The 23,508-nt window shown below is 62.5% G+C and carries 20 protein-coding genes and 1 pseudogene; 8 read left to right on the top strand and 13 right to left on the bottom strand.

All coding sequences use genetic code 11. The annotated features are described in order from the left end of the window. Nucleotides 1-472 precede the first annotated feature (472 nt). The 4 genes and pseudogenes from panC to HMPREF0762_RS09410 all read left to right on the top strand — a co-directional run. Nucleotides 473-1,324, top strand: a complete 852-nt coding sequence (panC, locus tag HMPREF0762_RS07325) for a pantoate--beta-alanine ligase (RefSeq protein ID WP_040619562.1) — start codon at nucleotides 473-475, stop codon at nucleotides 1,322-1,324. Further along, entirely contained in the window at nucleotides 1,321-2,280 is a 960-nt protein-coding gene (locus HMPREF0762_RS07330) for a bile acid:sodium symporter family protein (RefSeq protein ID WP_006362974.1), read from the top strand. Before panC ends, HMPREF0762_RS07330 begins: the two co-directional genes overlap by 4 nt. A 224-nt stretch (nucleotides 2,281-2,504) precedes the next feature. Further along, on the top strand, nucleotides 2,505-3,344 hold the full coding sequence (locus tag HMPREF0762_RS07335; protein ID WP_006362978.1) for a class II glutamine amidotransferase: 840 nt from the start codon (nucleotides 2,505-2,507) through the stop codon (nucleotides 3,342-3,344). Nucleotides 3,345-3,621: 277 nt separating this feature from the next. Then, nucleotides 3,622-4,311, top strand: a pseudogene (locus tag HMPREF0762_RS09410) (cation diffusion facilitator family transporter); the annotation flags it as partial. A gap of 475 nt (nucleotides 4,312-4,786) precedes the next feature. Here the strand turns inward: HMPREF0762_RS09410 and HMPREF0762_RS09165 are convergent. Both HMPREF0762_RS09165 and HMPREF0762_RS07350 read right to left on the bottom strand, forming a co-directional pair. Continuing rightward, nucleotides 4,787-5,305 (bottom strand): pyridoxamine 5'-phosphate oxidase family protein, encoded by a 519-nt coding sequence (locus HMPREF0762_RS09165; protein ID WP_006362982.1) that lies wholly within the window; start codon nucleotides 5,303-5,305, stop codon nucleotides 4,787-4,789. A gap of 188 nt (nucleotides 5,306-5,493) precedes the next feature. Next, complete coding sequence (locus HMPREF0762_RS07350; RefSeq protein ID WP_160150968.1) at nucleotides 5,494-6,951, bottom strand: Fic family protein; 1,458 nt, start codon at nucleotides 6,949-6,951, stop codon at nucleotides 5,494-5,496. A 287-nt stretch (nucleotides 6,952-7,238) separates the two neighbouring features. Here HMPREF0762_RS07350 and HMPREF0762_RS07355 point away from each other — a divergent pair, with 287 nt between their 5' ends. From HMPREF0762_RS07355 to HMPREF0762_RS09000, 3 genes are all read left to right on the top strand, one after another. Continuing rightward, nucleotides 7,239-9,935, top strand: a complete 2,697-nt coding sequence (locus HMPREF0762_RS07355; protein ID WP_040619422.1) for a molybdopterin-dependent oxidoreductase — start codon at nucleotides 7,239-7,241, stop codon at nucleotides 9,933-9,935. Nucleotides 9,936-9,937: 2 nt separating this feature from the next. Beyond that, a complete protein-coding gene (locus tag HMPREF0762_RS07360) occupies nucleotides 9,938-10,561 on the top strand; it encodes a 4Fe-4S dicluster domain-containing protein (RefSeq protein ID WP_040619424.1) in 624 nt (207 codons plus the stop codon). A 69-nt stretch (nucleotides 10,562-10,630) separates the two neighbouring features. After that, entirely contained in the window at nucleotides 10,631-11,290 is a 660-nt protein-coding gene (locus HMPREF0762_RS09000) for a TorD/DmsD family molecular chaperone (RefSeq protein WP_006362993.1), read from the top strand. A 177-nt stretch (nucleotides 11,291-11,467) separates the two neighbouring features. Here HMPREF0762_RS09000 and HMPREF0762_RS07370 read toward each other — a convergent pair whose 3' ends face one another. From HMPREF0762_RS07370 to HMPREF0762_RS07420, 11 genes are all read right to left on the bottom strand, one after another. Continuing rightward, entirely contained in the window at nucleotides 11,468-12,655 is a 1,188-nt protein-coding gene (locus HMPREF0762_RS07370) for a polysaccharide deacetylase family protein (RefSeq protein WP_006362994.1), read from the bottom strand. Nucleotides 12,656-12,792: 137 nt separating this feature from the next. Next, nucleotides 12,793-13,596, bottom strand: a complete 804-nt coding sequence (locus tag HMPREF0762_RS07375; protein WP_006362995.1) for a histidinol-phosphatase HisJ family protein — start codon at nucleotides 13,594-13,596, stop codon at nucleotides 12,793-12,795. Nucleotides 13,597-13,629: 33 nt separating this feature from the next. Continuing rightward, nucleotides 13,630-14,286, bottom strand: coding sequence for a bifunctional phosphoribosyl-AMP cyclohydrolase/phosphoribosyl-ATP diphosphatase HisIE (hisIE, locus tag HMPREF0762_RS07380; protein ID WP_006362996.1), 657 nt, complete (start codon nucleotides 14,284-14,286; stop codon nucleotides 13,630-13,632). A gap of 9 nt (nucleotides 14,287-14,295) precedes the next feature. After that, nucleotides 14,296-15,057 carry an imidazole glycerol phosphate synthase subunit HisF gene (hisF, locus tag HMPREF0762_RS07385; protein ID WP_006362997.1) on the bottom strand — a complete coding sequence of 254 codons (762 nt, stop codon included), beginning with the start codon at nucleotides 15,055-15,057 and terminating at the stop codon, nucleotides 14,296-14,298. Further along, the gene (gene hisA / locus HMPREF0762_RS07390) at nucleotides 15,054-15,794 is read right to left on the bottom strand and encodes a 1-(5-phosphoribosyl)-5-[(5-phosphoribosylamino)methylideneamino]imidazole-4-carboxamide isomerase (RefSeq protein ID WP_006362998.1); all 741 of its coding nucleotides are present in this window, start codon (nucleotides 15,792-15,794) and stop codon (nucleotides 15,054-15,056) included. The genes hisF and hisA overlap by 4 nt, the downstream gene beginning before the upstream one ends. Beyond that, a complete protein-coding gene (gene hisH / locus HMPREF0762_RS07395; RefSeq protein WP_006362999.1) occupies nucleotides 15,794-16,435 on the bottom strand; it encodes an imidazole glycerol phosphate synthase subunit HisH in 642 nt (213 codons plus the stop codon). The genes hisA and hisH overlap by 1 nt, the downstream gene beginning before the upstream one ends. Further along, on the bottom strand, nucleotides 16,432-17,022 hold the full coding sequence (gene hisB / locus HMPREF0762_RS07400) for an imidazoleglycerol-phosphate dehydratase HisB (protein WP_006363000.1): 591 nt from the start codon (nucleotides 17,020-17,022) through the stop codon (nucleotides 16,432-16,434). The genes hisH and hisB overlap by 4 nt, the downstream gene beginning before the upstream one ends. Further along, nucleotides 17,022-18,122, bottom strand: a complete 1,101-nt coding sequence (locus HMPREF0762_RS07405) for a pyridoxal phosphate-dependent aminotransferase (RefSeq protein WP_006363001.1) — start codon at nucleotides 18,120-18,122, stop codon at nucleotides 17,022-17,024. Before HMPREF0762_RS07405 ends, hisB begins: the two co-directional genes overlap by 1 nt. A gap of 16 nt (nucleotides 18,123-18,138) precedes the next feature. After that, nucleotides 18,139-18,774, bottom strand: a complete 636-nt coding sequence (gene hisG / locus HMPREF0762_RS07410; protein ID WP_006363002.1) for an ATP phosphoribosyltransferase — start codon at nucleotides 18,772-18,774, stop codon at nucleotides 18,139-18,141. A 139-nt stretch (nucleotides 18,775-18,913) separates the two neighbouring features. Further along, on the bottom strand, nucleotides 18,914-20,296 hold the full coding sequence (locus HMPREF0762_RS09005; protein ID WP_245935527.1) for an ATP phosphoribosyltransferase regulatory subunit: 1,383 nt from the start codon (nucleotides 20,294-20,296) through the stop codon (nucleotides 18,914-18,916). A 650-nt stretch (nucleotides 20,297-20,946) separates the two neighbouring features. Further along, nucleotides 20,947-22,341: a sodium-dependent transporter gene (locus HMPREF0762_RS07420; protein WP_040619565.1), complete on the bottom strand. Its 1,395-nt coding sequence runs from the start codon at nucleotides 22,339-22,341 to the stop codon at nucleotides 20,947-20,949. Between the two features lie 766 nt (nucleotides 22,342-23,107). Between HMPREF0762_RS07420 and HMPREF0762_RS09335 the strand changes: the two genes are divergently transcribed. Continuing rightward, nucleotides 23,108-23,508: hypothetical protein (locus tag HMPREF0762_RS09335; RefSeq protein WP_040619427.1), on the top strand; the 401-nt coding region annotated here is incomplete at its 3' end.

Genomic DNA, 23,508 nt, shown 5'->3' on the forward strand with positions numbered 1-23,508 from the left:
ACCGCGTACTTGGTCGTCGTGGAGCCGATATCGATGCCTAGATGAAGGCGATTCCCCGCAGCGCTCAAATTCCATCCCCACATAGGCGCATTCCCTCATGGCTGACGCATGGAAAGCCTCATGCGCGGGCGCGCCCCCGATCGGTGCCGCATTGCGAAACAGGCCTTCCTGTCCGTTGCGGCGAATAGTTTGAAAGCCAAAAGGCTTGGAATACGAATGTACTCCTCTCGGCGACGCGCGCAGACAATCCCCACACCTTGCCGACGAAACGTCACGAAGCCGTCATGCGGAAACCTATCCACGAGAAGAAGGCGAATCGCATAGACGTAAACGCCGGTCAGGAATATTCGCACGTTGGCCACGGCGCATGAAGGCGTCGTGGCGAAACGGCGCAAGGCACGGTATCATCGTGCGATACGCCCGAGACGACGCGCGAGGCCTTTCGTCCGCGCAATCGAAAGAAGGATTCGTCATGCAGATCGCACGTACCGTCGAAGACGCCAAGGCGATCGCCCGAGCGTGGAGGCGCGCGGGCAAGACGGTCGGCCTCGTTCCCACGATGGGATACCTGCACGAAGGACACGCAAGCCTGATCGAACGCGCGCACCGAGAAAACGACCGCGTGGCCGTGTCGGTGTTCCTGAATCCGACGCAATTCGCCCCGAACGAGGATCTGGCCTCCTATCCCCGCGATTTCGACCGAGACGTCGCGCTCTGCGAAACCATCGGCGCCGACCTCGTATTCCATCCCGAACCCGAGGCCATGTACCATGACCCGCACGCGTTCGTGAGCATCGATCTGCTGTCCGAAACCATGGACGGGGCCGCACGCCCGATCCATTTCCGCGGCGTGTGCACCGTCGTTTCCAAGCTCTTCAACATCTTCCTGCCCGACCGCGCCTACTTCGGGCAGAAGGACGCCCAGCAGCTCGCCATCGTGAAGAAGATGGCGGCCGACCTGGACTTCGACGTCGAAGTCGTCGGCTGCCCGATCGTCCGCGAGGCCGACGGCCTGGCGAAATCCTCGCGCAACGTCTACCTCTCGCCCAAGGAGCGCGCAGCTGCCACGGTGCTTTCGCGCTCGGTCTTCGAGGGACAGCGCATCGCGCACGCCGGCATGGCGGCCGCCGAGCTCGAAGGCGCGATGAAGGCGGTGCTTGCCGAAGAGCCGCTCGCCGACGTCGAATACGTGACCGTCGTCGATGCGCTCACGATGCAGCCGATCGAGGCGCTCGACCGCGACGCGCTCGTAGCCATGGCCGTGCGCATCGGCCGCACCCGCCTGATCGACAACTTCAACTTCGACCTGCAGGATTTCTCGTGAAAACGCTCAACGCCATCGGAACCGCGCTCTCCCGTTACGTCGCCGTCATCATCGTGGCGCTTTCGGTCTGGGCATTCTTCATGCCCTCGCTCTTCTCATGGGCGACATCGTACACGACCGTCTTTCTGGGCGTGATCATGTTCGGCATGGGGCTGACCATCAAGGCCCAGGATTTCAAGGTCGTCTTCACGCATCCGAAGGAAATCGTGCTCGGCGTCATAGCGCAGTACACGATCATGCCGCTTGCCGCATGGCTTCTGGCGTGGGCGCTCGACCTTCCGGCCGATATCGCGATCGGCGTCATCCTCGTCGGATGCTGCCCGGGCGGCACGGCGTCGAACGTCATCACCTACATCGCGCGCGGCAACGTGCCGCTGTCGGTCGGCATGACGATCGCATCCACCCTGCTCGCACCGATCGTCACGCCGGCGCTCGTCTTCTGCCTGGGCGGCGCGTGGGTCGACGTGTCGTTCTGGGCCATGTTCGCATCGGTCGTGCAGGTAGTGCTTCTCCCTGTGATCGCAGGCGTCCTCGTCTCGACCGTCGGCGGAGAGGCGATCGAGCGCGCCGGCGGCATCATGCCGCTCGTATCCGTGCTGGCCATCGCGCTTATCGTGGCCGGCATCACCGCCAACAACGGATCGAAGATCGTCGAGAGCGGCGCGCTCGTGCTGGCCGTCGTCGCGCTGCACAACGGCATCGGGCTGGCTGCAGGCTACGGCATATCGCGCCTGTTCAAACTCGACTACGACAAGACCACCGCGCTCGCCGTCGAAGTCGGTATGCAGAACAGCGGCCTGGCCGTGAGCCTCGCCGCCGCCAACTTCGCAGCCAATCCCCTCGCCACGCTGCCGGGCGCCATCTTCAGCATCTGGCACAATATCGCCGGCTCCATCTTCGCCAACGTGCGACGCCGCGGCATGGAGAAGGCCGAACGAGGGATCGACAACGGATAGGGCTCGGCAACGAGGCGCGCCCTCAGGCCTCTTGATGCCGACCTTCGATCCGCCATCGGCGCCGAACCCCTTCCCTATTCGAATATCGAATCCTCCAACCTGCGTTTTCGACGCAGATTTCCTGAATGCAGGACGATCGCGCGCGCACTCGCCTACCATATCCCCGCATAACGCGCTGCGCCGCACCCTTCGCGACCCGGCGAAACCGCTTGAAGGATCCCGATATGTGCCAGCTCTTCGCCTATAGCTCGCTTCATCCCACGACCGCGACCGCCGCGCTCGCCGAATTCTTCGGCAACAGCGTGGACAACCCGCACGGCTGGGGCGTCGCCTGGCACGAAGGCGACGAGGTCCGCATGGTGAAAGAACCCATACCCGCCTACCGTTCGACCCTCGTGCGGCATACCCTCGATGAGGCGATCGAATCCACCCATATTCTCGCCCATATCCGAAAGGCCACGCACGGCACCTGCGCCTACGACAACTGCCATCCGTTCGTCCAGACCGATTCCTCGGAAACCGCCTGGACGATGATCCATAACGGCGTGATCGTCAACGACGCGCTGCTCGCAGGATACGATTCATGGGAAGTGGGCGAAACCGATAGCGAATGCGTGCTGATGTTCCTCGTAGACGTCATCGACGAAGCCATGCGGCGGCGTGGGCACGAGCTTTCCTTCGACGAGAAGTTCGAAGTGCTCGGCAGCGCCTTCGACCAGCTGTCGAACGGCAACAAGCTTAATCTCATCCTCGATGACGGGCAGACGCTTTTCATTCACACGAACACGCTCGACACCACGCTCTATGCAAGCCAGAACGACGACGCGGCGATGTTCTGCACCGTGCCGCTCACGCTCGGAGACTGGACGCCCATCCCTCAGCGCCGCCTGGTCGCCTATCGACAGGGACGCCTCGTGCGCGCCTCTCATGTCCAGCACGTGCATTCCTTCGACAGCCGCACGGTCCGCTACCTGCAGCTCCCCGAGGTAGACCTGCCTGCCGCCGCCGATTCCTACGCCTCACCGGCATTGCAGGGCGCCAAGTCCGTGGAATGCCGGCGCTGATGCCGCGAAGCGTCGGCATCGCGCCTGCGCCTGCATCCGCGGCAGAAGCGACGTTGTAGAATGCCAGCATTGCAGAGCACCGGTTCGACAGGAATTCCCGCATTGCAGGAAACCGCGCCGCATTCCAATGCCGCAGGAAAAAGGAAGTGGGAAGATGCCTAGACCCGATCAGACGCTGCAGGGAAACGCCTCGGCTACGGAAGGCGCCCAGAGGCGCGGTGCGCTCATCGTGCGCGCATCCATCGTCGGCGTTGTCGGGAACATGCTGCTTTCGGCCATGAAAGCCGCCATCGGCACCATGACGGGATCGATCGCGATCGTCCTCGACGCCGTGAACAATCTCTCCGACGCGCTCTCGTCGATCATCACCATCGTCGGGACGCGCCTGTCGGAAAAGGAGCCCGACCGCGCGCACCCCTTCGGCCATGGCCGCATCGAATATCTTACGACGATCATCATCTCGGCCATCGTGCTCTGGGCCGGCGTGACCTCCCTCTCCGAATCCGTCAGCCGCATCATCGACCCCTCGCCCGCTTCATACGGCAAGACCGCGCTCGTCATCGTGGCGCTCGGCGTCGTTGCGAAGATCGCTCTGGGACGCTATGCCACGGCGCGCGGACGGGCGCTTGAATCCAATTCGCTCAAGGCGTCGGGCACCGACGCGACCATGGACGCCGCCATCTCGGCCACCACGCTTGTCGCCGCGGGCGTGAACCTCGCGTTCGGGATTGCCGTCGAGGCCTATTTGGGCGTCGTCATCTCCCTGGTCATCGTCAAAGCCGGCATCGATATCCTGCGCGAAGCCCTCGACAAGATACTCGGGGAACGCATGGATTCCGATCTCGCCGATCGCGTGAGGAAGACGGTCGAGGGCGTGGAGGGCGTGCGAGGGGCCTACGACCTCACGTTGAACGACTACGGTCCGAACCGCCAGATGGGAAGCGTGCACATCGAGGTCGACGAGACCATGACCGCCCGTCGCATCGATGCACTGACCCGCGAAATCACCACGACCGTCTATCGCACCTGCAACGTCTTTATCGACGCGGTCGGAATCTATTCCACGAATGTCGACGATACGAGCCGCGTCTCATCTATCCGCTCGCGCGTGAACGAAATCGTTTGGACGCACGAGCACATCCTCGAGGTGCACGGATTCTATCTGGACGATGATGCCCGCACCATAAGCCTCGACGTCGTCATTTCCTTCGACGAGCCTCATCGCGCATCGGCCGCCGAAGCCATCCGCGAAGAGATCCAGGCCCGCCTTCCCCGAGTACGTGATCGAACTGACCTTAGACACCGATTACAGCAGCTGAGCGCAGCCGCCCAGTCCGGCCGTCCAAGGACGGCGCCGCACGGGCTTGCAGGCTCCTTCGCAACGGCCTGCCGCACGGCCAGCGAGAGCGAGAACCTGCCGGCATGGGCCGAGACGCTCGATGCTATGCGCGTTCCTCGCTCTTCTCGATGCGGCGCTGCGTGGCGAAATGCTTCGATTCCTTGCCGGTCATCTCGTCGACGTCGAGCGCGATCATATGCATGTGCGCGAAGCTCGCCGCCATCTGCTCGGTCAGCACCTTCTCCTGGTCGACGCCGGGATTGTAACGCGCACCGAGCATCATCGCCGTCTCCATCTTCTCGCGCGCATCGGTGATCAGGCGGATACGTCCGAAGGCGATCACGCTGCGGAAGTGCGTTGTGTATCCGGGTCCGTCGACTTCGTCGGCGTCGACGATCGCAAGCGACGCCTTGCCGCAGCGCGCGATGGCATCGATCTTGTGCCCCGCCGGCGCGCTATGGAAATAGAATGCGCCGTCCGCGTATGCATAGCTGATGGGAAGCGCGTAGGGATACCCATCATCGCCCGCGAGCGCCAGCACGCCGTGCGTGTTTCGGGCGATGACGGCCTGCACCTCCTCATCCGAAAGCTTCTGGTTCTTTCGACGCAGGGAAGGAAGCATGTGAAATCCTTTCGATGAAGGCCGGTCGTCGCAAGGAAAAGACCGGATGAATGCCACGGGCGAAACAGAAGCGCAACCGCCTCCTTCCCGTGCGAATTCGCACGCAAGGACGAGATCTAGCGAGCATCGTAGCACCAAGACGACCGCAACGCAGCGAAAACGCATCGGGGAGCGGATAGACGTCAACCTCAGAGGCACAGGCCGTTCGGTCGTTCGGCCTTAGGAAAGCCATCATAAGGATTTTGGACGTAGCGTTTCAGCGCTTCGTCCCGCGAGAGGGGCACGGCCGGGAAGAAGGCCCTCTCCACTTTCGTGAACAGGTCTACGGCATCCTTGGCTTCATATACCTTGTTTCTCTCCCCTGACTTGACCCGACGCAAGATGCCCGCCTGCTCAAGCACGGCAACCATCGACGAAGCCGTGGAGAAACTGCACCCCGTCACGGATGACACCATGCCAACGCTTACCACCGGCATCCCCAGAAGCGCCAGCATGGCCTGCCTCAGATTTTTCGTGGCATGCTTTCCTGCTCCTTCAAGACGCGTAAGCCAGTTATTGTACACCCTGGTCAGCTCAGCGCAGCAGAACCTGGATACGGACTCCGCAAGCTCGCAGGCCCTGACGCTGTGAAAAACCCATTCGTCCATCGCCAGCATCGCCTTATCGGTCCTGAACGTGCTGGTGGCAAGGTAGGGTTCGAGCTTCATGACGTGGCGATTGGTCGCCATGGCGGGCGTGATGGAAAAGGGAGGCATGACGTTGCGGACAAGGCCCTGCTTACGCCAAATCAAGACGGCAAGAAGCCGGCCGGTCTGGTCGGACTCCGCCTCGAAGGCTTTGATCGCCTCCATCTGGAAATGGGCCAAGGCCGATCGGACGACGACAGAATGCCTGTCGCTATTGCAAAAGGACACCAAGTCGTTCAGAAGCCGGGGAAGCCTCTTCGGAGGGGTAGGGACATACAGGTCGAGGTCAACGGCCGATTGCCGGACCTCCTTCAACGTACGGTAATCCACGGCGCGAAGCCCTGCCTCGGCTTCCCAGGGAGTGCCGAGGGTGATACGCCTGTTGATATCCAGCAGGTCTGAAGCCGAGACAGGCCCCTCCCCGAAGGATCCATCCAAGATATCAATCACGCAATCCTTGATCTGGGCGGCCGCAACGGTGGCTTCAAGCACATCCGGCGGGCATTTCGCCAAGGTATTCGCCATGCCAGCCGCGGCCGGGGAGAATGCGGCAACCCCACCGCACTCCCAAGAGGCGAACTCGAGGATGCAGCACATCCGATAGCTGGGCTTCACTCCCATAGTCCTGATGGTGGAAACGCCCTCAATACGGGCGAGACCCTGTCGCAGGGAATCAAGCAGGCACGATCCATTGAGACTCGTATCGAACCGCGCTATGGCTATTTCCGCTCGAGAGACGGCCGCCAAGGTCTCGCTGCTTAAAACCAGTTCCTGCTGGCACAAGGGACCTGGAGAAAACGGCACCGCCGCAGCCCCCGCAACGTTTGCGCGCTTTCTGGACGAAGCGGTCTCGCCAGTGGCAGCGATCTTCTCGATGGTTCGAGCGAATAGATCATGACTCTGCTGTCTAGAGAAAAACTGCATCGGGTCCCACTTCCCCTTGATAGAACCCCTCAGCATCCGCATTTTACCATCGGCAAAATCGACTGCCCGAAACCCTGATTCCATATTTCGGTTTAAGGCATTTCTCGAAATAGAAGAATCCTACGATGCGGAGATTCCCACATGTGCTTCCCCCTCCCTACGACGGGCGGTTCATGCTTCGATTTTTCCTTTTTTTCGAAACAACGGCATTTATCTGGGAAAACAAGAACCGATTCATCTAATGTTCACGTTGTCTTCCGAAGAAATCTAGATATCCTCGGAAGATTCCAGGCATGGAGGAATAGAAAAAGGGGGGATTGGGCATGACGAAGAATGCTACGTCGACATCTTTGGACGCAAGCTGCGTATCCAGGCGAGGAGCGGTCAAGTGGGCCGCCGCGCTGACCGCAAGCGGAGCCACGCTGGGAACAGCAGGCTGTTCAGGATTCGACAGAGGATCAGCAGGCACCGCCGATCCCGAAAGCCAAGGGAAGTGGATTCCCTGCAACTGCTGGGCTGACTGCGGATCCAAGGGGTTCAACAAGGTTCTGGTCAAAGATGGCGAGGCCGTCAGAATGGGCACCGACAAGACCCATGCGGACTCTCCTGACTGTCCACAGCTACGATCCTGCGCCCGCGGCCGCGCCTTGCGCGGTATGGTGTTCGGCGCAGACCGCATCAAGTACCCTATGAAGCGCAAGAACTGGCAGCCTGGCGGCAAAAACTTCCACGGCGAGCTGCGCGGCCGCGATGAATGGGAGCGCATCAGCTGGGAGGAAGCGTATCGCTACATTGCCGACGAATCCATTCGTATTCAAGATACCTACGGTTTGGACTCCGTTTTCATTCCCGGCTACGTGGCATCCTTATTCGGTAACTGGGACATCGGCCGCCTCTTCGCACTGCGCGGCGGCTATCTTGAGCACTGGGGCGCTTGCTCCTCTGGCGCATGGGGATCCCTGGCAAAAGTCTACGGCCTGGCCGAGGACACCAACGACCGCATTGACCTTCGCAACGCCGATCTGATTGTGCTCTGGGGCTCCAATCCCGCATGGAGCCGCACCGGTCTTCCTACCTACGACTATCTGCAGTGCAAGAATGCGAACACGAAGTTCATCGTGATCGATATCTTCCGCCACGCCACCGCACAGGCCCTGTCTGCGGAATACGTGGGGATCAGGCCCGGAACCGACACCGCCCTGGCGCTGGGCATGGCCTACGTGCTCCTTACTGAGGACGATCCGGATTCCAATCCCTTGATCGACTGGGATTTCCTCAATCGCTGCACCGTAGGCTTCGATGCTGACCATATGCCCGATGATGCCACTACCAGCGAAAACTTTAAGGACTATGTCCTCGGCGCCTACGACGGCACGCCCAAAACGCCAGAGTGGGCCGCCGAGATCTGCGGCGTGAATCCCAAAGCCATCGAGGAATTGGCCTTGGAAATCGCCAAGACCGAGAAGGTCTCCATCATCATGTCCCCGGCCCCTTCCCGCACCACCAATGGCATGACCTGGTGCCAGGCCATCATGACCTTGGGCGCTATGTCCGGCTGCATTGGAAAGCCCGGCTGTTGCTGCGGCTCCGATGCAGGCCACTCCTGGCTGCAGGGCGGATATCTGACCCTGCTCCAAGGCGGTACTATCCTTGGCGAGCCCTCCTGGACAACCTCCGGCCAATACGACATGATCTGGAATCCCATAGGCGGCGCCTCCATCGAGTACGGCGTGCCCAACGGCATGTACAAGCAACCCGAGGAGCCTAACTACCGGATCAACATCAACGAGGTCTGGACCGGAATCCTCGACGGCGAGTTCACCGTAGGAAACGGCGAAAAGAAACCTTGCAACGTCCAGATGATCTACGATACTCATGAGAACATCCTCAATCAGGCACCGGGCACCATGCTGGGCATCGAGGCCTACCGCAAGGTCGAATTCGTCGTGGCTCAGAACATCGTCATGACCACCGCCTGCAAATATGCCGACATCGTGCTGCCCGTCACCACCCAGTGGGAGCGATACGGAGACTTCACCGCAGGCTATCGTGAGCAGATGCTATGGACCAGCCAGGTCTGCGAACCCCTGTTCGAGGCAAAGAGCGACCTTGATATAGCCGCCGAGCTGGCCGAATACATGGGGGTCGATCCCGAGCAAGTGCGTCCTTTGGACTACAAGCAGATGGTGTTCAACTGGGTCGCCGCAGCCACCCGCACCAAGAAGGATGGATCGGAACTGGAAAACCTGGTCAGCATCACCCAGGAAGACCTGGACACACTCGGCGTAAAGGGCATGCCCCAAGAAGGAGCCGTGCCCATCCTCGACCTGAAGCGCAACGGCATCTACACCTACGAGCGCACGCAGGACGACGGTCTTGACCATGTGGTGCTCAAGGCATTCCGCGACGATCCCGAAGCCAACCCCATCGGCACCACTACCTCAGGCAAGCTCGAAATCTACTGCCAGCAGGCGGTGGATCGCGTCAAGGCCTGCGGCTGGAGCGAAATTCCGCCCATCCCCAAGTACATGCCCGCCATCGAGGGCTACGAGGAGACCTTCGCAGACTGGGGCGGCAAAGAAAAAGGCGACTATCCCTTCCAGCTCGTGACCGTGCACATCACCAGGCACTCTCATTCCTCTTTCGCCAACGTCCCCACTCTGCGCGAGGCCATCGACCATCCGCTGTACATGAACCCCATCGATGCCGAGGCGAAGGGATTCAAGACAAACGACACCGTCCTCGTCACCTCTCGATGGGGCAAGGTTCTGCGCCCTGTGCTCCTGACCGAAATCATGATGCCCGGCGTGGTTGCGCTCGGCCAAGGCGCATGGGCCGAAATCGACGAAGAAACCGGGGTCGATCTTGCCGGCTGCACCAACGTCCTGTGCGGGCCCAATGCCGTCGGCTGCGGGCACCAAGCCTGGAACAGCTGCATCGTCAACGTTGAAAAGTGGACCGGCACACCCCTCGCCCCGGACTACGCGTGGGAGCCCCGAGAAGTCTTTAAGGAGAACTAGCCATGGCACAGATGGGCTTTTATATCAACAGCGCCGTTTGCTCCGGATGCAAGGCTTGCGAACTGGCGTGCAAGGACCGCAACAACCTCGATGTAGGCGCTCGGCTCCGCAAAGTTCGCCAAGTCTCCGGCGGAACTTGGGATCACGACCCCGCACTAGGCACCTATACGCCCAAAGGCGTATTCTCTTATTCGATCTCATTCTCCTGCGGGCATTGCGAAAGCCCCGCATGCGTGGCAAGCTGCCCTACCGGAGCCATGGCCAAAGATACCGACACCGGCATCGTTTCCAACGATCCCGATGTATGCATCGGCTGCGGCGCATGCGCAAAGGCCTGCCCCTACGGCGCCCCCGCCGTAGTAGAGACTCTGGGCATCGCCAAGAAGTGCGACATGTGCAAGAACCTCATCGACATCGGGGAGGCTCCCGCCTGTGTGGAAATCTGCCCCCAACGAGTCTTGGAATATGACACGTATGACAACCTCGTGGCAAAGCACGATGGTCTCAAGGACGTCGCCCCCCTGCCCGATTCGGCGACCACAGGTCCATGCGTGGTCATCACCCCCCATGCGGACGCGGTATACGATTCCGGCCAATGCCGTCCCATGCACCTCGAAGAACAGTAAACCATGATGCACGGCGGCGAAGCGTTCCTATCGCTTCGCCGCCCTCTCGGATCGGCACGAAGGAACGCCATGATTCAGAAAGAAGCCGTTGGTCGCCTTCAGGAAGCGGAAGCGCTGTTCGCCATGCTGGGAAAGCTGACCATGGGAATGCCCGACAGGGATCTGTTTGCCACCGTCGCGGATGACGAACTGTTTTCGGAAACCCCGTTCGTGCGGTCGAAGGAAGCGAATGATGCCTTGGAAGAATTGCAGGCATGGACGAAATCGTGCCGAAAGCCCTTCGGAGATGCAGACTTCGAAGCCGTTCGACTAGACTACAGCCGATTGTTCGTCGGCGCGCAACGGGTCGCGGCGCCATTATGGGAATCCGTATACTTCAACAAGGAGAGGATGGTCTTTCAGCAGGAGACCTACAGCGTCAGACGCGCCTATGCAAAGTGGGGCCTGCGGGTTGAGAATTTCCAGCACGAACCCGATGACCACCTGTCATCCGAGCTGATGTTCGTTTCGTTTCTTGCGAAAACCGCCTACCAGGGCCAGGGTCGCGAAGATGAAGCTTTGGCCGACATGGCATCGTTTCTCTTGATGCACCCGAGCACCTGGGTCGCGAAATGGAGGGATGAGATCCTTAAACGAACGAACGATGGATTCTATCCGGGCTATTCCCGTCTCGTCTGCGCCGCTGTACGCGAGGCTATCGCTTTCGCCGAAGAAAACCTACGCTCCTGAATGGCGGCATGCCGCTTTTCGCCCAGACCGCCTTGCGCACGTCCCAGCACGCCAGGCGGCCTGGCCTTGCATTGCCCCGTCGCAGCTTCCTTTTGAGCATATCGCCAAGAGTTTCTATCTGAACGAATCGCTTCCTCGATGAATTCGACGACTTCGGACCGTAGAGCCGCCCAAAGCCTAGGCGCCCGTCTGCACCTGGTAGACGAAGCTGTCGAGCGGGGACTCGCCGAAGATGCGGATGCGCGGCAGCGTATAGGGGTTGTCGCCCACATGGACCTGATCATAGGCCGTGGTGAATGCGCAGAGCAGCCCCGCGTCCTTCACGGCACCCGGTGCCGCATCGGACACATCGCCGTACGGATAGGCGAAAGCCTCGTTCGTGCCCAGCATATCCGAGAGCTTCTGAAGGTCGGCCGTGATCTGCTCGGCGGTCAGATCGTAGATGCGCCCGCCGTGCCCGATCGCCGTCGATCCGCCCGTATGCATGGCGTACGAATGGTTCTGGAAATCGATGTAGGGGCTCGCCTTCTCGTGGATGATCTCTTCGGTGTTGTCGTTGTCTCCGATGAGGAACGCCGTGGCCGGCACCTTGTATTTCTCGAGCAGGGGAATGCCGTAGTCGAGGAATCCGTACTGGCCGTCGTCGAAGGTGAGCACGACGCTCTTCGCCGGCAGCGAATGCGTGCCGTCGATATAGGCGCGGAGCTCGAACCAGGACGGATAGTAGTAGCCGTTGTCCGTCAGCCATTTAAGCTGCTCTTCAAGCGTCTTCTGGTTGATGTAGTTGGAATTGACCTCGTCGGGCTGGTCGTCGTCGGTGTAGACGTAGTGGTACATGAGCACGGAAATGCCGTCGGAATCCCATGCCATGTCATCGGTCACATGCACCGTGCGCTCGATCGAGTCTTCCATGCCGGCGGCGTTGCGCACCGTGTAGGTGACCGTGTAGTCGCCCGGCTTGGACGTATCCACCGAACCCGACGTCGTCACGCTGGAGGTCAGGTCGCCCTCCTTCACGTCGAGGACGTGGACGCCGGACTCGATATAGCTCTCGCCCGTCTTCACGTACGTGTCCTTGCTGCCATGCAGCGTCATGACGATGCGGCCGTCTTCAAGAGGAACGGTCGTCGGCGTGGCGGCCGTGTTCGTCTGGGCCGCGCCGTTCGCAGATGAATCCTGATCGGAAGATTCCGCCTGCGCAGCCCCGTCGGCCATCGAACGCTCCTGGGCCCCCGGACCGCCGACGGCGTAGACGAACCCCGCAAGGCCGACGACGACCAGCAGCGCCAATACCGCGAGCACGATGAAGGGCGTCTTGGACGGACGGTCGTCCTCGAAGACGCCGTATCCCTGGTTCTGGCTCATATGCGTCTCTCCTTCCACGCACGCATCCCGATTCGCTCCATTTAACCATGCCTGCACCCTCGAACGCGAGAAAAAAGCGGGGCGCGCCGGACGCGCGGCGGCGCGAACGTGCGGAAAACCGATCGGGCGCCGAAGGGCTACGCGTCAAGATCGCGCAGGAAATCCCAGGTCTCGAGGTCTTCGACGGCATGCGCATCGCTCGAGGGGATGAGCACGGCGCCGCGCTGCGTCAGGTAGTCCCTGATTGCACGGCTCGGATACGGTTCTGCGGTCTGCCCCTTGCGAAAGGCGCGGACGTTCACTTCGAAGGTGGCGTCCGTGTCCAGGAGCGCATCGGCCGCCGCCTGCCAGGCGCGCACGTAGCGCGGATGGGATTCGTCGAAGAGCCTGCCGTGCGCATTGAATCGCTTGACCAGATCGAAGTGTCCGATGATGCCGCATCCCGTCTTCTCGACGACCTGGGCGGCGGTGGCGAAGAACTCTTCGGCGAGCGCATAGTAGTCGCCGTCGAAATACGTCGCGCATCCGAGCGCCAGGATCTCGGGCGTCTCGTCGACCGGCAGGTACTCGCCCTGGGGATTGCCCATCGTGACCACCGTGCCGCGGTTCGCGCCGGGTACGCGCACGTAATGGACCGATCCGATGGCGTACTCGAAGGCATCCGTCGGATCGTCGGAATAGAAGTCCTGTTCCACGCCGCACCTGATGTCGATCGTGCCCGCAAGGCGTCGCTTGAGCCCGGCCGCCTCGGCCGCATACGCCTCGTAGCGCTCGCGCGGCATGCAGTAGCTCTCGTCGAAGAAGGTATGCGAATGGTCGGTGAAGCCGAATGCGGAGAATCCCAGGTCGACGGCACGCCGGGCCATCTCTTCCATGGAGTTCGCGCCGTCGCTGTACGTCGTATGCGCATGCAGGTTCTTGTCAAGCCACGCCCAGTTCAAGCCCGTATTCCCTTCCGTCTTCCCCGTTTGCGCTCAGACGAGCGCCGAACTCATCGCGACCTGCTTCTCCTTGCGGTCCACCACGTGCCGGTCCGCCAGTTCGGCGCGAACCTCGTCCAGGCCGATGCCGCTTGCCGCCATCAGCACGAGCACGTGATAGCACAGGTCGGCGATCTCATAGACCGTCTCGCCCTCGTCGCCCTTCATGGCGGCGATGATGACCTCGGTGGCTTCCTCGCCTACCTTCTTGAGGATCTTCTCCGTGCCCTCGGCGAAGAGATACGTGGTATACGATCCTTCGGGACGCCGCTCGTTGCGCTCGCACAGGAGCGCATAGAGGGCGTCGAGCGTGAAACGCTGAACGGATTCGTCTTTGAACAGCTGTTTCGTGAAGCAGCTGTCGGTGCCCAGGTGGCAGGCAGGACCGTCTTTCACCACCTCGACCACGAGCGCATCGCCGTCGCAATCGGCGCGGACGGACACGACGTACTGCACGTTTCCGCTGGTTTCGCCCTTGCGCCACAGCTCTTGGCGGCTGCGCGACCAGAAGCAGGTGCGGCCTTCCGCCAACGTGATGGCCAGGCTCTCGCGATTCATGTACGCGACCGTCAGCACGTCGCGCGTGAAGAAGTCCTGCACGACCGCGGGAATCAGCCCCGCGGCGTCGAAGGTGAGATCGTCCAGGTTCATGTCATCCTCCTATATCAGTCGCATCGGAATGCCGCCGTCATGCAGGAAGCGCTTGAGGTCGACGATGTCCACCTCGCCGAAGTGGAAGATGCTCGCCGCCAACCCTGCATCGACGCTCGGGACCTTGCGGAAAAGCTCGAGGAAGTCCTCTTTCTTCCCCGCGCCGCCCGATGCGACGATGGGCACATCCACGACCTCGGAAAACGCTTTGAGCATCTCGAGATCGAAGCCGCCGCGCACGCCGTCGGCATCGATGCTGTTGAGCACCGCCTCGCCGGCGCCCGCCTCCACGCCCGCGCGCGCCCACGCGAGGGCATCGATGCCCGTATCCACGCGTCCGCCGTTCGCGAACAGGCGAAACGTTCCGTCCACGCGTTTGACGTCCATGGACAGCACGACGCACTGATCGCCGTAGCGCTTCGCCGCCCGTCCGATGAGCGACGGATCGGCGATAGCTCCCGAGTTCACGCTGACCTTATCCGCCCCGGCCTTGAGCACGCGATCGAAGTCCTCGAGCGTGCGGACGCCTCCGCCGACGGTCAGGGGAATGAATACCTCGGATGCCACGGCGGACAGCACGTCGGCGAACAGCGCCCGTCCGTCGCTTGAGGCCGTGATGTCATAGAAAACCAGCTCGTCGGCGCATGATTCGTTGTAGCACCGCGCCATGGCGACGGGATCGGCCACGTCGCGCACGCCTTCGAAGTTCGTGCCCTTCACCACGCGCCCGTCGCGCACGTCGAGACAGGGAATGATGCGCTTGCCGATCATACAGGTTCCCCTTCCGCGCCGCCCGAAGCGACGGCGATCGCATGGGCGAGGTCGATGCGGCCCTCGTAGAGCGCTTTGCCCACGATCGCGCCTTCGACGCCGGCATCGCGCAGCGCGGCGATGTCGGATTCGTCGGTCACGCCGCCCGATGCGATGACGGAAAGTCCCGGGATCGCGGCCAGGCGGGCGTAGAGCGCGCGGTTCGTGCCGGCAAGCATCCCGTCGCAGGCGATGTCGGTGCAGACGACGCGTGTCGCACCGCGCGCGACCAGACTCCGGCAGAAACCCATGCCGTCAAGTCCGGAATCTTCCGTCCAGCCCGACACGGAGACGCGGCCGTCGCGCAGATCGACGCCCACGACCACCGCTTCGGCCCCGAAGCGCGCAAGGGCGGCATCCAGAAACACCGGATCCTTGACGGCAGCGGTGCCCAGAATGACGCGCCCGACGCCGGCGTCCAAGTACGACTCGATGCGCGCGAGATCGCGGATGCCGCCGCCCACCTCGACGACGAGGCTGGTGCCTTCCGCAATGCGACGCACCACGTCGAAATTCGCGAGCGTGCCGTCGAGCGCCCCGTCGAGGTCGACCACATGCAGGAAGCGCGCGCCGGCCTCCTCGAAGCCGCAGGCGACCTCGAGGGGATCGAGCCCGTAGCGCGTCGTCCGGGAATAATCGCCCTGGGTGAGACGCACGACGCCGCCGTCGCGCAGATCGATGGCAGGCAGGATGTCCATCAGATGCGGCCTCCCTTCGCGTCGTCGAGGAAGGCGGCCAGGATCGAAAGCCCGACGTCCCCGCTCTTCTCGGGATGGAACTGGCAGCCGCACACGTTTCCTGCACGCACGATAGCCGGCACGTCGATGCCGTAGCCGGCGATCGCGACGAGATGCTCGGGACGCGCGTCGGCGACGTAGGAATGCACGAAGTAGACGCATGCGCCTTCGGGCACGTCGGCGATCAGGACGTCGTCGCGCACGCGATCGAGCGCGTTCCAACCCATATGGGGCACCTTGAGATCGATGCCGTCGCGCGCGAACGCCTCGGACAACGGCACGACCGATCCGGGCAGGTAGCCCAGGCCGGCATGCTCGCCGTATTCGAAACTGCGCTCGAAAAGGAGCTGCATCCCCAGGCAGATGCCCATGAGCGGCACTCCTGCGCCGATGCGTTCGTCGAGCACGTCCGCAAGCCCCGATGCACGCAGACGAGCCGCCGCGTCGCCGAATGCGCCGACGCCCGGCAGGATGATCGCATCCGCCGCGCGAATCGCATCCGCATCCGAGGTCACGACGGTCGGCGCACCCAGGCGCCGCAGAGCGCCCGTGAGGCTGAAGAGATTCCCGACCCCGTAGTCGACGATGGCGGCCGTGCTCATAGGATGGTTCCCTTCGTTGAAGGAACAGCTTGGTCGCGTGCGTCGTCTATCGAAACCGCCGCGCGCATGGCGCGTCCGAGGCCTTTGAACGCCGCCTCGATGATATGGTGGCTGTTGCGTCCCGCCAGTTTGCGCACATGCAGCGATGCGCCCAGCTCGCGCGCGAACGCCGCCATGAATTCATCGGCGAGCTCGGTTTCGAAGGTGCCGAGGCGCTCGGCCGGCACGTCGAGACGGCAGTCGCAGAAATCGCGGCCGCAGATGTCGACGGCGACGAGCACGAGGGCCTCGTCCATAGGAAGCGCTATGTCGCCGTAGCGAAAGATGCCGCGACGGTCTCCGAGCGCCTCGCTGATGGCGCGTCCGAGCGCGATGCCCACATCCTCGGTGCTGTGATGCCCGTCCACCTCCACGTCGCCCTGGCAGGCGACGTCCAGATCGAAGCAGCCATGGTATGCGAAGAGATCGAGCATGTGATCGAGGAAGGGAACGCCCGTGTCGACGTGCGCGGTGCCGGCGCCATCGAGGCCGATGCTCAGCGCCACCTTGGTTTCCTTGGTTTCGCGTTCGATCGTTGCCGTGCGCATCAGGCGTCCTTTCGGTCGAAGATCTCCGCGCTCGCCGCGATGAACCGGTCCATGTCCTGCGGCAGGCCGATGCTCACGCGCACGTGGCCGCTTGTGCGCGGGGCATTGAAATATCGTACGATGATGCCGCGTTCACGCAGCTGGGAAATGTAGCGTGGGGCCGACACGGCGGCAGGCGGACGCACGAAGAGGAAGTTCGCGGCGCTCGGCAGCACCGTGCAGCCGAGGCCGCGCAACGCGGAGGCCGTGCGCTCGCGCGTCGCCATCACGCGCTCGCGCGTCTGTTCGAAATACGCCGCGTCCCTGCAGGCGGCCGCTCCGGCGACGAGGGCCGCGCGATCGAGATTGTACGGGTTGAAGCTGAAGCGCACGACCTCGAGCACGCGCGCGATCTCGGGATTCGAAAGCGAGAATGCGATGCGAGCGCCGGCGAGCGAACGCGATTTCGACATCGTGCGCAGCACGAGCAGGTTGTCGAAATCATCGAGCAGCGATACGGCGGATGCCGCTCCGAAATCGACGTAGGCCTCATCCATGATCACGAGACGGTCGGCATCCTGGGCGAGCAGCGCACGCACATCGTCGAGCGGCGCGGCGATGCCCGTCGGCGCGTTCGGATTCGGAATGACCACCGTCTCGCGAATACCGTGGTAGTCATCCGGCGACCAGGTGAAATCCTCATGCAGCGCGACAATGCGGACCTTCCGTCCGAACAGGCCCGCAAGCGTCGGATAGAAGCCGTAGGTAACGTCGGGGAACGCGATGCCTTGGCCGGCGAAGGCCAGAAAGCTCATGGCCAGAAGCTCGTCGGAGCCGTTGCCGACGGAGAACCACGAGGTCGGACGGCCGAACGTCTCGGAGAGCGCCTGTTTGAACGACGTCGCCTCGGGATCGGGATACAGACGCGCATCGGCGGGATCCTGCGCCGCAAGCGCCGACACGACCTGCGGAGACGGTGGATAAGGGTTCTCGTTGGTGTTGAGCTTCAGCAGATCGGCGACATCCTTGGGCTGTTCGCCGGGCGTATAGGGGGCGAGCGTGCGCGCAAGCGTCTCGTCGAGGAAGCGGCATGCGCCGGGCCGCGCGGTCGATTCGGTCATAGGGTCCTTCCCTTCATCAAGCGTCGATGCCGGCAGACGCGGGCGTCTCGAGCATCCCTTGGATGACGGCGTCGATCTCCGAGCGCTTGAACAGGTAGCTGCTCTTATTCGCGATGAGGCGGGCGGATGACTCGAAGATGCGTTCGACTGCTTCGAGGCCGTTCTCACGGAGCGTCGCGCCCGTCTCGACGAGATCGACGATGACGTCCGACAGCCCGAGGAGCGGCGCGAGCTCGACGCTCCCGTGCAGCGTGATGGTTTCGATCTGCCGCCCTTTTCGATCGAAGTGTTCGCGCGCGCAGGTCGGATAGGTGGTTGCGATGCGCAACGGAGCGTTGCGGGCGTCATGCCAGCCCGTCGGCGCGGCCACCGCCATCGAGCAGCGCCCGAAGCCGAGATCGTGCAGTTCGTAGACGTCGGGACGGGTTTCCAGGAGCACGTCGCGTCCGGCGATGCCGATATCCGCGACGCCATGCTCGACGTAGATAGCCGTATCCGATGGTTTCACCAGGAAGTAGCGAATGTTGCGCGCCTCGTCCTCGAGCACGAGCCGGCGTCCCTGCCCTTCGAGCGTGCAGGCGCCGTCCGCCCCGCCCATGCGTTCGAGCGCGGCACGGCCGAGGCGACCTTTCGGCAGGGCGATGCTGATCATGCTCGGCCTCCTGTTCGCATCCGATCCTTCATCCACTGACGGCCGGGCATCGACGTCCGGCCTCCTGTCCGTGCCCGTCTGCCGTTCGTATTCGCGCTTCTGCCCGCAGACGGTCGCCCGTTCGCGCCCGTTCTCCCGTTCATGCTCGGCCCCCTGTGAATGCGGGAGCGATTTCTCCCAGATAGAGCGCGAATCCTGCCGCGCCTTGCGAACGACCGACCTTTTCCATCAAGCCGTCGTAGCGCCCGCCGGCAAGCACCGCGCGCGGCAGGCCCTCGATATAGCCTTGAAAAGCGAGGCCTGTGTAGTAGCCGGCTTCACCGACGAGCGACAGGTCGAAGAAGAGCCGATCGGCTTCGAGACGGGGAGCGGGAGGCTTTCCCTCCGACACCCCTCGACCGCCTGCCGCAGCGCCCGCGGCAACAGGAAAGGCGTCAGGCTCCTTCCTCATAGCGCACGGTTCTTCCCCCGCCGTATCCGGCTTTCTCGTCGCGTCCGGGTCCCCTCCGATTGCATCCAGCCTCCCCGCCGCATCCGGGTCCTCCCTCGCCGCGCCTGATTCCTTCCCGGTTGCGCACAGCTCTTCCCCGACCTCATCCGGCCTCCCCGCCGCATCCGGGTCCGCCTCGATCGCGCACGGTTCTTCCCCTGAGGCGACCAGGCGCTTGACAAGCGCTTCCAGCGCCTCGACGGCTTCGAGCGCGACGCGAGAGAGAGGAAGGGCCTTCAGGAATTCGACGGCGCTCGAAAGAGGCGACGACACGGCAAGCGCGCCGAGGAGGGCATCCTGGGACTCGAATGGCGCTCCGGCCCCGCGCAGGACGTCTGCAAGGCCCGCCGCGTTCTTCAGACGGATGCATCGAAGCGCCTGGTCCCGCGACTCATCTTCCAACAGGCAGGCATCGAGAAGGGCGGAAAGGAGCCCCATATGGCTCACCGCAAGACGAGATCGGCCGCCGCACACGTCGAGCGTGCGGCAGGCGAGCGCCACGACCTCAGCGTCCACGTCCGATTGCACGCGACCGGAATCGCACCCCAGGCATTCGAGCCCCATCTGGGCGATCTCGGCGAACTCGCTGCCGCCAGGAGGAACCCTGAAAACGTTCTCGATATAGAAGAGCCGCTCGACAGCCGCATCGACCGAGGCGTTCTTCACGATGCTCATCGTGACGTCGGGTTTGAGCGCCATGAGCCTGCCGCGCGGGTCGGTGAAGCTGATCACGGCATCGTCGCGCAGAAAGCCTCTGTGTTCGAGGTAGAGGTCGTAGGGTTCGAACTTGTTCATACGGTAGCGTTCGTAGCCCGACGTGCGGTACAGAGCATCGAGCGCCAGCGTGACACGCGTGTCCCATTCGAGGTCATCGGAGGAAAACGCCTCGGGAATCAGCCCTGCGCGACCCGGTGCTCGATCCGAAGACGGATATCCCGGCTTACCCGCGCGGGAAGCCGTCGCCCGGCCTGCGCGTGGATCCGCCGTACGATCCGTAGGCGCATCCGCTGCACGGCCCGCTGACGGGGCCATTGCTTGATCCGTGGGCGGGACCGTTGCTCGATCCATGGGCGGAACCATCGCCTGACCTGCGGGCAACGTCATTGCTTGATTCGCAGAGGAAACCATCGCCGCACCCTCCTTCCCTGCGCCGAAAGGCTCGGGCATGCCCGAATCCGCACCGTCGACAAGCAGCCTGGGCTTCGCGTCAGATCCTGGATTGATTCTAGCTGGTCGTGAGGTGGTTATAAGCTCACTCTGAGACGATTCCGGTCTTGGTTTGATCTTGAACTGTGAATTATCGAATCGATTCCAGTTCGATCCTAAGTTGATTCCAGGCCGGCCGATGCGATTCAAGCCCGATCTTGATCTTGCGCCGGGTTCGGGCTTGCACCTTGTCCTGTCCTTCTATCCCAGCTTAAACCTTGACTCCCGGCATCGATTCCCAGTATCGACTTCCAGCATCGACTCCCCGCTTCGATCTTCGGTTTCGGATTCTGTTCTCAAAGTTCCCATGCCCTGCATGCACTTTATTACGATAGAGCACTATAGCACTGCGCACGATCGGCGCCAACGCTTTATTGCGCTAAAGCGCTTCATCACTGATTTGACACAGGACACCGAAGGTGCTGCGAGCAGCCGGACGAATCCTGGGCTATTTCGCGCGCATAGTGCTTTCGCTCTTACGCGAGCCCCAGCCACGAACTGACGATGGGCACATATCCCATGATCAGCACGACGATGATGAGCGCAGGCAGCACCGCGCGCATGTAGGTGCGCGTCCAGCGCGGGAAGCGCGGCCCATCGCCGGCATCGGCTTCTGCAAGGAAGTTTTCCCAACCCCAGCCGTTCTTCGATACGCAGAACAGCAGGAACACGAGCGATCCGAGCGGCAGGATGTTGTTGGACACGATGAAGTCCTCGACCGCCTGGATGTTCCCGATACCCGGAACCTCGAGACCGGACCAGACATTGAAGCCGAGCGCGCACGGAAGAGAGAGGGCCGCGATGCCGATGCCGTTGATGACGACGGCGCGGCGGCGAGAGATGCCCCATTGATCCATCGTGAAGCTCATCAGGTTCTCGAAAACGGCAATGACGGTCGAGAGGGCCGCGAAGCTCATGAACACGAAGAAGAGCGCGCCCCAGATCTGGCCGCCCCACATCTGGTTGAAGACGCTCGGCAGCGTGACGAATACGAGGCCGGGGCCGCTGTCGGGCTGAACGCCGAACGCGAAGCAGGCCGGGAAGATGATGAGGCCGGCCATGAAGGCGACCGCGGTATCGAGTCCGGCGACGCGCAGGGCCTCGCCCGTCAGGCCGTGTTCCTTGCCGATGTAGCTGCCGAAAACCGTCATCGCGCCGATGCCGACCGACATCGTGAAGAACGCCTGGCCCATCGCCGCATAGACGGCCTGGCCGAACCCCGCTGCGCCGCCGGCGAACAGCTTGCCGAAGTCGGGCATGAGGTAGAACTCGAGGCCGGCGCCGGCGCCGTCGAGCGTGACCGCACGGATGCAGAGCGCGACGAGCATCACGAACAGGGCGCCCATCATCACCTTCGTGATGCGCTCGACGCCTTTGCGCAAGCCGGCGAAAGTGCAGGCCAGACCGAGTACAACGACGACGATCATCCAGAAGATCTGCTCGAACGGATTCGCGAGCATAGCGCCGAACACACCGCCGACCGCATCCGCATCGGCGCCTCGGAACGACCCCGCCGCCGACTTGAAGACGTACGACAGCATCCAGCCTGCGACCGTCGTGTAGAACATCATCAGGATGTAGTTGCCCGCGAAACCGATCCATTTATAGAAGTGCCACCGGCTTCCCGTCGGCTCGAGCGCGTCGAAGCTGCGCGCGATGCTCTTCTGGCTCGCGCGACCGACGGCGAATTCCATGACGAGGATCGGAAGCACGAACGCCACCAGGAACAGCAGATACAGGATGATGAACGCTGCGCCGCCGTACTGGCCGGTGATAGAGGGGAACCGCCAGACGTTTCCCAAGCCGATGGCGCAGCCTGCGCTGATGAGGATGAAGCCGAGCCTCGACCCGAATTTCTCACGTGCTTCCACGATCGTTCCCTTCTTATCGTTCGCCGGTCCGTCATCGCGCACGATGAGCGACCGTCGGTCATAATTCTTGCAATTCGGGACGCCATCGCAGGTCGAAGCGCTCGGAGCCCGATCGTGCGGCCTAGACCATCGTCGAAATCCGTCACACAGACGCATCTCGGAATTCGGACATGCAAGGTGAATCTCGAACCGCGAGCACCTGCCTCAAGCATCTGCCTTGACCTGAAACCCACCAGATCGGGAAACCTGACAGACCTGAAAACCTGCCAGATCGGCCCGAGCCACGTAGGCCTGAAGCCAAAGCCGATGCGCGTCGTCCAAGCTAGACAGATACCGTAGCTCATGCATCGGCATCGAGCCACGAGAGCTGCGAGAGCTCCGCCCAGCATCGATTCTGCCCGGCACCGATCGCGATATCGGGTGACGCACGTCAGCCATCGCTCGAAAGCAGCCAAGCCACCTCGGACGTTGACATCCCGTAAATGAAGCAGCAGTGTAGCAAACCCACTTGCCAAAAAATCAGAGCTTAACGAAAATCCGCGCCTCTTTCGCACTCAACTGCCAAAAAATCTGCGCTTAGGGGGTATCCGGGATGGTCGAGTGGCAGCAGTCGAATTCCATGGGCGCCATTCTTGCATCAAAACACCAGATCAACGTCATGTAGCTGAATCGATACGCGTGGCTGACTCGCGAAACGACTTGCAAAATCCCACTAAGGGGGATGCGGACAAAAAGTTGGACCGCGAAGGTCCGGGAAGGGGTCCGCATGTACGACAGGAAGGTCGTCGAGCTGGCGCTGTGGGCGCTCGAGGAGGGCATGACGCAGGCCGAGGCCGCCGCGATCGCCGGCGTCGGTCGCGTGAGCGTGGGAAACTGGGCGGCCGGAAGGCTTCCGCACGACCGCGGCGTCCCGCTCAGGCTCCAGGGCCGGCGTGGTAGGATCCTGCCGACGGGGGAAGCGAAGCCTGCGCCGAAGGAGGATGCCGCGATGGGGCCGAGCGAGCGCGAGAAGGGGACCTACGAGCCGCCGAGGAGCGGGCCGCTGGCGGGCCTTGAGCCTGCCCAGATAGAGAACCTGCTGCTCAGGGCGGTGTTGGCCGACCTAAAAGCGGGCGGGTGGGACCCGGCTTCGATCTCGAACAGGAGCAAGTGCGAGCTCGGCGAGAG

The sequence above is a fragment of the Slackia exigua ATCC 700122 genome (genome assembly GCF_000162875.1).
Taxonomy (GTDB): domain Bacteria; phylum Actinomycetota; class Coriobacteriia; order Coriobacteriales; family Eggerthellaceae; genus Slackia; species Slackia exigua.

Coding starts and splice junctions, on each gene's coding strand:
- panC (WP_040619562.1), top strand. CDS start 473: ATGCAGATCGCACGTACCGTCGAAGACGCCAAGGCGATCGCCCGAGCG.
- HMPREF0762_RS07335 (WP_006362978.1), top strand. CDS start 2,505: ATGTGCCAGCTCTTCGCCTATAGCTCGCTTCATCCCACGACCGCGACC.
- HMPREF0762_RS09165 (WP_006362982.1), bottom strand. CDS start 5,305: ATGCTTCCTTCCCTGCGTCGAAAGAACCAGAAGCTTTCGGATGAGGAG.
- HMPREF0762_RS07350 (WP_160150968.1), bottom strand. CDS start 6,951: ATGCTGAGGGGTTCTATCAAGGGGAAGTGGGACCCGATGCAGTTTTTC.
- HMPREF0762_RS07355 (WP_040619422.1), top strand. CDS start 7,239: ATGACGAAGAATGCTACGTCGACATCTTTGGACGCAAGCTGCGTATCC.
- HMPREF0762_RS07360 (WP_040619424.1), top strand. CDS start 9,938: ATGGCACAGATGGGCTTTTATATCAACAGCGCCGTTTGCTCCGGATGC.
- HMPREF0762_RS09000 (WP_006362993.1), top strand. CDS start 10,631: ATGATTCAGAAAGAAGCCGTTGGTCGCCTTCAGGAAGCGGAAGCGCTG.
- HMPREF0762_RS07370 (WP_006362994.1), bottom strand. CDS start 12,655: ATGAGCCAGAACCAGGGATACGGCGTCTTCGAGGACGACCGTCCGTCC.
- hisIE (WP_006362996.1), bottom strand. CDS start 14,286: ATGAACCTGGACGATCTCACCTTCGACGCCGCGGGGCTGATTCCCGCG.
- hisF (WP_006362997.1), bottom strand. CDS start 15,057: ATGATCGGCAAGCGCATCATTCCCTGTCTCGACGTGCGCGACGGGCGC.
- hisA (WP_006362998.1), bottom strand. CDS start 15,794: ATGGACATCCTGCCTGCCATCGATCTGCGCGACGGCGGCGTCGTGCGT.
- hisH (WP_006362999.1), bottom strand. CDS start 16,435: ATGAGCACGGCCGCCATCGTCGACTACGGGGTCGGGAATCTCTTCAGC.
- hisB (WP_006363000.1), bottom strand. CDS start 17,022: ATGCGCACGGCAACGATCGAACGCGAAACCAAGGAAACCAAGGTGGCG.
- HMPREF0762_RS07405 (WP_006363001.1), bottom strand. CDS start 18,122: ATGACCGAATCGACCGCGCGGCCCGGCGCATGCCGCTTCCTCGACGAG.
- hisG (WP_006363002.1), bottom strand. CDS start 18,774: ATGATCAGCATCGCCCTGCCGAAAGGTCGCCTCGGCCGTGCCGCGCTC.
- HMPREF0762_RS09005 (WP_245935527.1), bottom strand. CDS start 20,296: ATGGCCCCGTCAGCGGGCCGTGCAGCGGATGCGCCTACGGATCGTACG.